Origin of the sequence: Bradyrhizobium sp. USDA 326 (assembly GCF_049739485.1) — a bacterium.
Taxonomy (GTDB): Bacteria; Pseudomonadota; Alphaproteobacteria; order Rhizobiales; family Xanthobacteraceae; genus Bradyrhizobium.
Genome location: NZ_JBMGQA010000001.1, coordinates 6,225,657 through 6,235,560, shown reverse-complemented (window position 1 = coordinate 6,235,560; position 9,904 = coordinate 6,225,657). Strand labels below are relative to the sequence as shown.

The following is a 9,904-nucleotide window of genomic DNA, read 5'->3' as shown; positions in this document are numbered from 1 at the left end:
ACATCGGAGATTGCAACGGCACGATGACGGGTTCCCGTCGCGCGGCGCTGGCAATCTTCACCGCCATCGAACTCTGTCCCGAATTCCAGCAAACCCCTGCCATCGACCAGAACTAGATTCGTCTCCGTGAAGCCTGGTCAACAACGCGTCCTGCAAAACTTCGGCAGGCGTCAGACCGGCTTCCGACAAATGAAATGGGAGTTACGCCATGCAATATCTGCCGAACGACACCATCGACGTCCTGCTCGACCAGTTTGGTCAAATCGAAACCATCCACGGCGACCCGAATTTTCCGACCACCACGGACGCCTGGGGCGGCAACGACACCGTGACGGCGACCATCAGCCAACCCGAAGCAGAGGTCACGATCTTCGGTGAGGACGACACGACGTTGCATGGCCACTCCCGCGGCGGCAACGACACGCTCACGGTCAACTTCAACTACGGCTGGAACGCAGCCCTGGTGGTCGGCGATGCCCAGGCGATGACCGATGACGCCAGGGGCGGCAACGACACGATCAGTGTCGATGACGACTCGCTGTACACCAACGCGCATGCTTTCGGCGACGTCGTCGGCGACATGTCGGGCAATTCGCATGGCGGCAGCGACGTCATCACCGGCGCGGTGGGCTGGCGGAGCTACGACAATGTGTACGCCGGCGATGCCGGCGGTTCCATGACCGGCACGGCGCAGGGCGGCAATGACATGCTAGATATCACTGTGGACACCCTGCAGGGCTTTGCGACGGCTAGCGGCGATGCCATCGGCCCCATCGGCGGCGATGCGCATGGCGGCAACGACAACATCACCTTCACCTTCGGCACCGAGGTCGTCATGACTGGCGGATTTGGCTACGGAGATTCGGTGACCTCGCTGACCGACAATGCCCGAGGGGGGAATGACATTCTCACACTCGAATTTGATGGCGTCGACACCATCCGCTTTGCGCACCCGGAGCTCTACGGCGATGCACCGACCATGTCCGGCAATGCCCAAGGCGGTAACGATATCCTCACCGGCGGGGCAACTCACGATCACCTCTATGGCGATGCCGCGAGCTATGCCCCCGCCACGCCGGGCTCGATCACCGGCGGCAGGGATATCCTCAACGGCGGCGCCGGCGATGACCAGCTTTCCGGCGGTGGCAACAGCGACACCTTCGTCTTCAACACCGGCTCCGGCAACGACCTGATCACCGACTTCGACCAGGGCAACAAGGCGGTCGGCAGCACCGTGACCGAGCACGACCTGATCAATGTGCAAGATTACGGGTTTGCGGACTGGGCGGCGCTGTCGAAACTGATCAGCGACAATGCCGCGGGCGACGCCGTGATTCATCTCTCCGCCAGCGATTCGATCACGCTCGACGGCGTCCAGACCGCGAGCCTGCACCCGATCGACTTCCTCATCTGAGCAGGTTGCTCCGGGAGCAAAGCGAGGCGATACTGATCCACAACGAGCTCCTTCGCAGAGAACAAAAACCCGCCGGCGAGGCGGGTTTTCTTCTAGAACGGCCTCGTCCTGGCGAGCCCGCCCAAAACGGCCGCCGAAGGATGGCCCTGGAGCTGTTCTCAAGATGCGGAAGCTACGGTTTCGGTTCACGTCGGGTAGACAGCGTCAACCAGGTCCACAGTTTCCTGCAATTGCACGCTCACAACGCCATGGCAACGAAAAGCAAGAGCCTCCTGCCCAGCCTTCGCAGCGTTCGGCGTGGCGCCCGGTGGGTGCGAACGAGGTTCGCGCGCGCACCGCGGATGGTTCGCATCGCAGGCAGCGTGGCGGTGTTGCTTGCGGCTCTCGCGCTTGTGAACATCGCCTATCAGTTGATCCGCAAGCCGACCGAGTTGTTCGTCCTCATCGGCAACGTCCTCGACAAGGAGCCGGCGGAGACCTGGGCGAGATACGGGCCCCTCTTCCGCAATCATTCCACCGCGACGGTCACGCCGGAATTGCTGGCCGCGCTGGCGCAGGTCGAGAGCTCGGGCAATCCGGTGGCGCGCACCTATTGGCGCTGGCGATGGAGCTTCAATCCGCTGGCGATCTACCGTCCTGCCTCCAGCGCGGTCGGCCTGTTCCAGATGACCGACCCGGCCTTCGCGGAGGCCGCGCGGTTCTGTGTCCGCGGCAACGCGGTCACGCAGACCGGCTGCGGGTTCACGGGCTTCTACATCCGTACGATCCCGAGCCACGCCGTCGAGCTGGCCTCGGTGTATCTGGACCGCCAGGTGGCCGTGGTTCTCACCCTCGCGGGCGATGTGAAGGCGAGCGCGCAGCAGAAGCAGGATCTGGCCGCCTTCATCCATCTCTGCGGCGCGGGTCCAGCAGCGGCCTATGTGCGGCGCAAGTTTCAGATGATCGCGGGGAAACGTTGCGGTGATCACCTCGTCGCGGGTTATCTCGCCAGGGTCAACGCGATGAAGCGGCAGTTTCTGCGGCTTGCGGCGGAGGATCCTTAGGGTGGGTTAGCCTGCACAAACGCAAAGTGCGGCTGCTGGCGTAACCCACCTCTTTTCTCCGCGGTAACAGAAGTGGTGGGTTACGCTACGCGAACTGCGCTTTGCGCCGTCGCACCCTACGCACCTATCAATGAGCCGCGTTCGGTGGCCTTCACCACCAATACGGCCAGCGCCATCCCTCGTAACGAACGTAAGACGGCACCAGCGGCGGACCGTAGGGATCGACCTTGTCGTCTTCCGGGCGATACCGGTAGCGGGGAATGATGTTGTAGTCCCACGGCGTGGGCCGCAGCACCGGCGCCGTGACGATCAGCCTCTCCTGCGGTGCACGGACCACTTGCTTCCGCGGCTTTGCTTCGGCAGCCGATGTTGCAAGGCCGCTCAGCACCAGGGCCGTTCCGAGCGCGTAGGCGATGGTCATTTTCTTCATTACATTGGTCTCCTTGCCGCCAGAGTGCAAAAGGACGGACAGCAAGGCAAGCGAATTCGCGCACGAGTTTTGCGGGAATGACCGATGCCACTCTTCCAAGGCCCTGCGTCGTTGCGAACGAAGCTCGGACTATCTCAGCAGGCATGCCACGGCCCAGCGTCGCCCACGCGCGAGCCTCACGCGCCGCCGTCACCATCGAATAGCGCCAGCGCCCGCGGCACCTGAGCGCGATCCGCGACCAGCACATATTCCTGTCGCGAGAGGCTGGCGCCGCTCGCGAGCACGATCGAAGTCTTCGGGCAAAGGCCGAAGCATCCGGTCATGACCAGCTTTGCCGGCTTGCTACCGTCGCGCTTGCTCGCCTTGAGTTCGGACTTCAGCGCACGCCTGACGTCGCCGCCCTCGTCGCTGCGCTTCAGGCACTTTCGGCATACCAGGACCGGCGCCGCGCGGCGCGATCTGGCGATCATCGGGTCTTGAGATTTCGGCATTGCAGATTTCGAGGGCTTTTCAGGCATTACAGACCAATATGGGGCTTCACCTCATATAGGGATGGAACCGCGATCTCGCTGCCTGGACGAAGCGATGCACGGTCGATCGGCACTCGCGGGCTCTACTCGCGCGCGCGACGCAGCGCCTGCTCCAGCTTCATCCGCTGCTTGTCCCAGCGGCCCTGCTCGGCCTCGGTGCGTTCGTCGAGCGCGGTCCGCTCGGCCTCGATCTCCTCCGCCCGCGCCTCGTGCTCCCGCCTCGCTCTGTCCAGCGCCGCCTGCGCTGTCGCGACAGCCTTCTCCCGCCGCGCGCGCTCCCTGGCGCGGGCAGCCTCCTCTTTCCGGCGCTCGTCCTCGCGCCGCCGCTCTTCCTTCTCGAATGCCGCGGCAGCCTTGCGCGCTGCCTGATCGTCGATCTTGCGCGATGCTTTCCGTGTCGGCTTGACGGTGCGCCTGTTCGATCGCGAATTGCTCTTCGACCTGCTTTTGCGCTCGCTCCCGGATCTGGCCTCGCTCTCGCCGAGATCGGTCGGCAGCTCCGCGCTCTCGGTGAACGGACCGTCCGAGCCGACCGGACGTCTGAGCACGACACCCGGCTTCGCCATGGCCGCCGCGACGATTTTTGGATCTTCGGTCTCCTTCGCGACGCCCTGATGGAACAGGTTGGAGCTGGCGCCCCAGGCCTGCAGCGCCGCCTTCATCGAGGGAGCGGCGATCGCCTGATCGTAGAAGCCGAGCGAGGTCTGGTAGGTCTTGAGTTTCCTCGCCGATCTGCTTTTCGCTCGTTTTGACATGCCGCCCTGATTCTGGCTTCGCTGTCCGCTGGCGATCGTAGCAGGCGCAGTCCGGTCGCGAACTACGAACTTCCCAACAACGCGTCATAGCCTTTCTCGCTGAACGCCAGCAGACAGAACCCGTGCCCGAACGGATCGGCCAGCATCGCGATCCGGCCATAGGGCGCATCGCGCGCGGGCGCCTCGAGGATCGCACCCGCACTGAGCGCGCGCGCCACGGCGGCGTCGACGTCGTCAACGATGACGTCGATATGCACGGGCGTCCAGTGCCGCTGGTAGCGCCGGCGATCGCCGCCGGCGCCGATCGTGCCGGCCTGCTTGGTCAACAGATAGACCGGCGCCGGCCAGCCGTTGAGCTCGACGAAGTCGGCGCCGAAGCGGCGGCCGACCGTCAGGCCGAACGCTTCTGTGTAGAAGGTCGTGGCTATCCCGACGTCCGGGACGTCGATGTTGAGGAGGAAGGTCATGGCGGGCTCGTCGGCGAGGTTTCCGGATGAGCGGAAGCTACGCACCAAACGCCGAGACGTCGAGGGGACTCCACCGTGACGTCATGCGCCTGTTTTGCGCGACAGGTCAAACGTCATTCGGTATTGCCGAAGTCAAATCAAATCCCGAACGATTCCATGGCGATGTCTACTGTGCATGGGGTTGTTTTCGCAGATATCGTCTGGCCGGGCCTTCAATCGTCCCTCAGGCTCAGGATATACGCCGAGAGCGCCTCGGCCTGTTCCGGCGAGATCACCAGGTTCGGCATGTTCTGGTGGCTGGTCCGCCAGAACACCTTGAGCGACAGCGCGGTGGTGCCGTGCCGGTCCGCGATGGACTGGAAGCTCGGGGCCTCGTCGAACACTCCGGTCATGTGCGGCTCGACGGCGTGACACGTCTGGCACCAGGCCCGCGCCAGGCGATGTCCCTCCGCGATCGTGCGCGAGCCGGGCCTTGAGGCCCCCGCGGCGGTGTGGACGACGCTGAAGAGAAACAGCACCGACAAGGCGATCAGGATGACGATGCCGATGTAGATTCGAACAGTGTGCGACATGGCCAGACCTCACTGAAACATCGGCCCAGCCTAGATTTTCACCGGAAGGCCTAGTTGATCTGCCTCAAGCGAGGGGCGGATGGCCGCTCTCGCCTTCGCAGCTTGCCGCCCACCTCCTCAGCACGTCACAAGGTCGGTGTGACCGAATCCCTTGGAATAATCGAGCAGCGAGATCACCGTCGGTGTGAGACGGATCAGCCGCACCTCTGAAGGTTTCGGCACGGTGAGGCCGGAGGCCTTCTGCTCGGGATAGCGCGCCATCAAAAGCGCGATTGCCTTCTCGGCTTCGGCCGGATCGGTCACGGCCACCGCCCCCGCCGCCATGGACAGGCCAGTGATCTCCATCACTTGCGCCGGGTCGTCGTCGATCGCCAGCGAGACCCGGTCGTCCCGGGACAGGTTCTGCGCCTTCTGGCTGTCGATGCCGCAGAGGAAGTAGATGGTGAAGCCTTCGTTGGCATAGCCAACGGTCGTCACCTGCGGCCAGCCATCCGGGCGAATGGTTGCGATCCGCATCGTGCGGTGCTGGTCCAGCAGGGCCTGGATTTTTTGTCTGAGCATATTGTCCATCGCACGGCCTCCGGTGGTCATTTCCGCAAGAGGATACGACCCTCACGCGCAATGCCGTTGACGCAGCTCAATCCCGCGCGGGCGACGTTGGCTCATTGATCATGCCGCTCGCCAGGATCACGGCGACCGCTTAGGCTTGCGCTCAGTTATGGTTCAGGAGGCATCACCATGAACGGCAATCGCTATTACGGCGTCCGGGTCGAAGGCGCCAAATACGGCGTGGGATTCGGCTCGGCGCTCGCCATCGCGATCTCCTACACCAACAACCATTCGATTCTGTGGGCAATCATCCACGGCATCCTGGGTTGGCTCTACGTGATCTTCGTCGCGCTGTTTCGGTGATATCGCACCGGCAGGCGAGCCGCGGCCGGCGCGGCTTGCAGCTTTTCCTTGCTTTCCCGGTTCCCGTCTCTACGGTCGCGCCGCGCACGAACCGTTGAGACGAGACAGACATGACCGACACGATGAAATGCCCGGCCTGCAGCTCCGAGCACGCCTATCAGGACCGCGATCTCTGGGTCTGCCCGGAATGCGGCCATGAATGGAGCGGCGCGGCGGAAGCAGCCCCGGACACGGCGCAGGATGCGGGCGTGCGCGATGCCAACGGCAATGTGCTCTCCGACGGCGACAGCGTCATCGTGATCAAGGATCTCAAGATCAAGGGCTCGTCCTCGGTCGTCAAGGGCGGCACCAAGGTGCGCAACATCCGCCTGCAGGACGCCAGTGACGGCCACAACATCGCCTGCAAGATCGACGGCATCGGCGCGATGAATCTGAAGTCGGAGTTCGTGCGGAAGGCGTAAGGTCCGCTAGCTTTGCCGCTGGGCCAGATAGAATCCGCACAGCACCGTCACGAGTCCCGCCGTCTGCAACATCGTCGGCGGCTCCCCGAGCAGCAGCCAGCCGGTGAGCAGCGTCAGCGCCGGCACGCAGGCCGGAAACACCGCGGCGCGGGCCACGCCGAGACGCTGGACCGAGACGGCATAGAGATAGAGCGCGGCGGGCCCCGCGAGCACGCCCTGCGCCAGCGCCTGGATGGCGTTCTCGGTCACGCCGATCGCCGCAATATGGGCAAGGCCCACGGTTGCGACGTAGAGCGGCAACAGCAGCAGCGACAGCACGTTGATCACGAGCGCAGCCGACACGGCGGAGACGCGCCAGCCGCGCAGAGCCGCACCGAAGCCGGCGAACATGAACCCGGTGAGCACGAAGATCAGATCGCCCTGCACCCCGTCGGTGCCGATATGGCCGATCGATTCCGCGCCGATCACGCCGAGGCCGCCGACGATGACGATCGCCCCGGCGAGGCGCGAAGCGGAGATCCGCTCCTTCAGCACGACCGCCGCGAGCAGGAGGCCTCCCAGCGTCGCGCAAGAGGGCTGGATCACGCTGCCATGGCCGAGCGGCACGAACAAAAAGCCGGTGTAGGAGATCAGCGACATCACGGGGCCGCCGAGCACCATCAGCACGAGGCCCCTGCGCCAGCCGATGCCGCAGAGATCGGAGATGCCCGCACGCGCGACCAGCGGCAGGAACGCGATTCCCGACCAGACATAGCGATGCACCAGCAGGTCGACCGGCGTGAAGCCGATCTTGAGGCCGTGCCGCGTGGCGGCAAAGCCGAGCGCCCAGAACAGCGCCGCGGCAAGGCCGCAGACCACGCCGAGCAGTGCCGGCGCTGCGTCGTTCTTCTGAGTGAGAGCGTCAGCGCCGCTCGTCCGCTGATCCATGGATCAAGCGATATGTCGGCGCGCTGAGCCGCTCAACCCACGCGGCTGCAGGGCTGGCACGCAGGCATCGCGACGAAGCCGCGTTAGGACGGTGATTGCCGCACACGCAATGCGCATGCGGCGGCGGAGTGTCAATGGCCGCACGAGGCGGCGAAATCTCGGTCAGCGCGAGATCCCACCTGCCTCAGGCGAACGTAGGCTTAGCGGGCTGCGCCCGTGGTCACGTCCGCAGTCGTCACCTTGCGGGGGCTGAGCACCTTCGCCTGGTGGACCGAGGCGATCGTGGTGGGCGCGGCGACCTGCTGCTCGACATGCTGAGCACCGAGCACGCGCACCTGCAGCGGGGAGACCGGCAGACCGTTGGCCTCGTAGGTCGGCAACTCGGCAGCGAAAGCGGCGGTGCCGCCCACGATGGTCAGGATGGCGGCGGCGATCGACAACGTCTTCTTGTTCATGGTGATGCTCCGAGGGGGAAGGTCGGAGCCTATTTAGGCGTGTTTTGCTGCATTGCGACATGTCTTGTTGCATTGCAACATCGCGCGCGGCGCATGGCGATCTGCCTAATGCGTACAAGGTCTTGGGCGAATCACGCTGACGGCGACATGGCGTTTCCGTGGGCGGTGCTCAGCCACCGAGCACGTTGCCCCAACCATCAAAGACATAGGTCTTCCAGGCCACGGTTCCGTCCCCGCCGGGCCTGCTGGAGCGGCGATAGTCATCGGCCTGATCGGCCGTCCAGGTGATGATCGTATCCGAAAGACGATCGTGCAGGATGGCGGGCTCGGCGGGATCGAAGGCGTCCATGGGACGAAGCGTGGGATGCGTCATGGCGCCTCCAACGCAGCAGCGACCGCAAAGTTGCGGCACGGCCTCGGGCAAAGCACCGGGTGGAACCGCGCGTTGCAGCTCGGCAACACCCAGCGCGAAAAGCCCGCATCCGCCGATTGCGCCATTGCGCCGCCACACCATCCCCCGAACAATCGACGAACTGCGTGCCTTTCCGTGCAAGACTGTTTCGTCAACTGTTTGCATCATGACTGTTCGAACAAGATGGTTCGGACAGAACCGTTTGGAGGCAGGGGATCATGAACGATCGGCGGTCTCTTCTGGTGGCGGTATCGTGTCCCTCAGCCGTTCTCGCCGGCTGGCTGGTGTTGTCTCTTTCCGCCTATGCGCCTGCCCTCATCGAGAACAGCGGTGCCAATGCGGCTGCTGTCTCGCACGTCAAGGATGTCGGTCGCCTTGACCTCGCCGACGTGCCGCGCGCTGCAACGATCGAGGACGGCATCGCCTTGACCGCCGACATCGCCGCCGCCGTCGCTGCGGCGCCTGCCCCGGCGGCGACTGCGCAGGAAACGCCGGAGGGGCTCGCCTTTGCCATCAAGCTCGCTTCGGCCGACCCGGCACTGATCCTGCCGACAGAAGCGGCGCCCGCGCCGCAGATTTCGCCTGAACCGGAAGCCATCGTCGGCGAGGCTGCCCCTGCTCCCGCGCCAGAGCCCGTCAAGCTCGCATCCGCCGATCCCACCGAGATCGTGACGACGGACGCACTGTCGCCTGCGGCAATCGCGAGCGGCCCCGTCACGCCCGCAAGCAAGGCCTCGCCGCCGGCGGACACCGTCGCCGTGCTCGACGAATGCTTCGTCATGGAGGCCTGCATCGACCGCTACCTCTGGGCGCTCTATCAACGCACGGCCAAGGAGGACACGATCAAGGTTCAGGAACGGCGCGCCGTCACCGTCAAGCGCAAGGGCAAGACCGTCACGGTGATGCGCAGCTTCACGAAGCTTGTCGATCAGGACTTCGGCTGGAAGGATCCGAAGGCGGCCGAGCGCGCCGGCATGTCGATGATGGACTACGTCATCGGCGGCATGGACAAGAGTTTCAAGAAAAAGCTGTTCCGCACGCTGCTCGCGGCCGAAGCCGCCGGCCTGTCGCCCGGCATCACCAGCGCATTCCGCGACGACTATCGCCAGTCGATCGCGAGCGGCCTCAAGGCCGCCTCCGACCGCTCCTATCATGGCGGCAGCACGCGCGGTGGTTATGGCCACGGCATGGCGGCCGACATCGTCAGCACCCAGGGCGATAACCGCGCGCAGCGCTGGGTCTCGACCGAGATCCTGTGGAAGTGGGTCGACGCCAACGGCAAGGCGTTCGGCATCGGCCGCCCCTATCTTGGCCGCGATCCGCCGCATGTCGGCCCGATCGACGGGAAGGAATACATCTCGCGCCGCGGCGTTGCGACCGACAGCAAGGAAGCCGCGAACGTCAAGCCGAAGAAGACGCGGGCTGCCGCCAGCGCCAAGCCGCCTAAGGCGCACGCCGCACGCGAGCAGAAGACCCCGGCCAAGCAGCAGAAATCGGCGCAATCGGCCCTCAAGCCCGCGACCTGA

General features: G+C 64.8%; 14 protein-coding genes. 5 read left to right on the top strand and 9 right to left on the bottom strand.

Annotated elements, in window-relative coordinates:
• Positions 1 to 208 precede the first annotated feature (208 nt).
• Positions 209 to 1,414 (top strand): calcium-binding protein, encoded by a 1,206-nt coding sequence (locus tag ABIG06_RS29315; RefSeq protein WP_370139529.1) that lies wholly within the window; start codon positions 209 to 211, stop codon positions 1,412 to 1,414.
• 248 nt (positions 1,415 to 1,662) lie between these two features.
• Entirely contained in the window at positions 1,663 to 2,457 is a 795-nt protein-coding gene (locus tag ABIG06_RS29310; RefSeq protein ID WP_370140935.1) for a transglycosylase SLT domain-containing protein, read from the top strand.
• Between the two features lie 151 nt (positions 2,458 to 2,608).
• Here the strand turns inward: ABIG06_RS29310 and ABIG06_RS29305 are convergent, their stop codons facing one another.
• The 6 genes from ABIG06_RS29305 to ABIG06_RS29280 form a co-directional block, all read right to left on the bottom strand.
• A complete protein-coding gene (locus ABIG06_RS29305) occupies positions 2,609 to 2,887 on the bottom strand; it encodes a hypothetical protein (protein WP_124159018.1) in 279 nt (92 codons plus the stop codon).
• Between the two features lie 176 nt (positions 2,888 to 3,063).
• Positions 3,064 to 3,378 carry a hypothetical protein gene (locus ABIG06_RS29300; protein WP_370139527.1) on the bottom strand — a complete coding sequence of 105 codons (315 nt, stop codon included), beginning with the start codon at positions 3,376 to 3,378 and terminating at the stop codon, positions 3,064 to 3,066.
• Positions 3,379 to 3,500: 122 nt separating this feature from the next.
• Positions 3,501 to 4,172, bottom strand: a complete 672-nt coding sequence (locus ABIG06_RS29295) for a cell envelope biogenesis protein TolA (RefSeq protein ID WP_370139526.1) — start codon at positions 4,170 to 4,172, stop codon at positions 3,501 to 3,503.
• A gap of 62 nt (positions 4,173 to 4,234) precedes the next feature.
• A complete protein-coding gene (locus tag ABIG06_RS29290) occupies positions 4,235 to 4,639 on the bottom strand; it encodes a VOC family protein (RefSeq protein ID WP_370139525.1) in 405 nt (134 codons plus the stop codon).
• A 212-nt stretch (positions 4,640 to 4,851) separates the two neighbouring features.
• The gene (locus ABIG06_RS29285; protein WP_370139524.1) at positions 4,852 to 5,211 is read right to left on the bottom strand and encodes a c-type cytochrome; all 360 of its coding nucleotides are present in this window, start codon (positions 5,209 to 5,211) and stop codon (positions 4,852 to 4,854) included.
• Between the two features lie 117 nt (positions 5,212 to 5,328).
• The gene (locus ABIG06_RS29280; RefSeq protein ID WP_370139523.1) at positions 5,329 to 5,781 is read right to left on the bottom strand and encodes a pyridoxamine 5'-phosphate oxidase family protein; all 453 of its coding nucleotides are present in this window, start codon (positions 5,779 to 5,781) and stop codon (positions 5,329 to 5,331) included.
• Positions 5,782 to 5,949: 168 nt separating this feature from the next.
• Here ABIG06_RS29280 and ABIG06_RS29275 point away from each other — a divergent pair, with 168 nt between their 5' ends.
• Entirely contained in the window at positions 5,950 to 6,123 is a 174-nt protein-coding gene (locus ABIG06_RS29275; RefSeq protein ID WP_018644642.1) for a hypothetical protein, read from the top strand.
• Positions 6,124 to 6,233: 110 nt separating this feature from the next.
• Entirely contained in the window at positions 6,234 to 6,584 is a 351-nt protein-coding gene (locus ABIG06_RS29270; protein ID WP_370139522.1) for a zinc ribbon domain-containing protein YjdM, read from the top strand.
• A 6-nt stretch (positions 6,585 to 6,590) separates the two neighbouring features.
• On the opposite strand, the gene ABIG06_RS29265 is transcribed toward ABIG06_RS29270, so the two are convergent.
• The 3 genes from ABIG06_RS29265 to ABIG06_RS29255 form a co-directional block, all read right to left on the bottom strand.
• Entirely contained in the window at positions 6,591 to 7,511 is a 921-nt protein-coding gene (locus ABIG06_RS29265) for a DMT family transporter (RefSeq protein WP_370139521.1), read from the bottom strand.
• A gap of 200 nt (positions 7,512 to 7,711) precedes the next feature.
• Complete coding sequence (locus ABIG06_RS29260; RefSeq protein ID WP_124159011.1) at positions 7,712 to 7,966, bottom strand: hypothetical protein; 255 nt, start codon at positions 7,964 to 7,966, stop codon at positions 7,712 to 7,714.
• 169 nt (positions 7,967 to 8,135) lie between these two features.
• Positions 8,136 to 8,546 carry a hypothetical protein gene (locus tag ABIG06_RS29255; RefSeq protein WP_370139520.1) on the bottom strand — a complete coding sequence of 137 codons (411 nt, stop codon included), beginning with the start codon at positions 8,544 to 8,546 and terminating at the stop codon, positions 8,136 to 8,138.
• A gap of 50 nt (positions 8,547 to 8,596) precedes the next feature.
• Between ABIG06_RS29255 and ABIG06_RS29250 the strand changes: the two genes are divergently transcribed.
• A complete protein-coding gene (locus ABIG06_RS29250) occupies positions 8,597 to 9,904 on the top strand; it encodes a hypothetical protein (RefSeq protein ID WP_370139519.1) in 1,308 nt (435 codons plus the stop codon).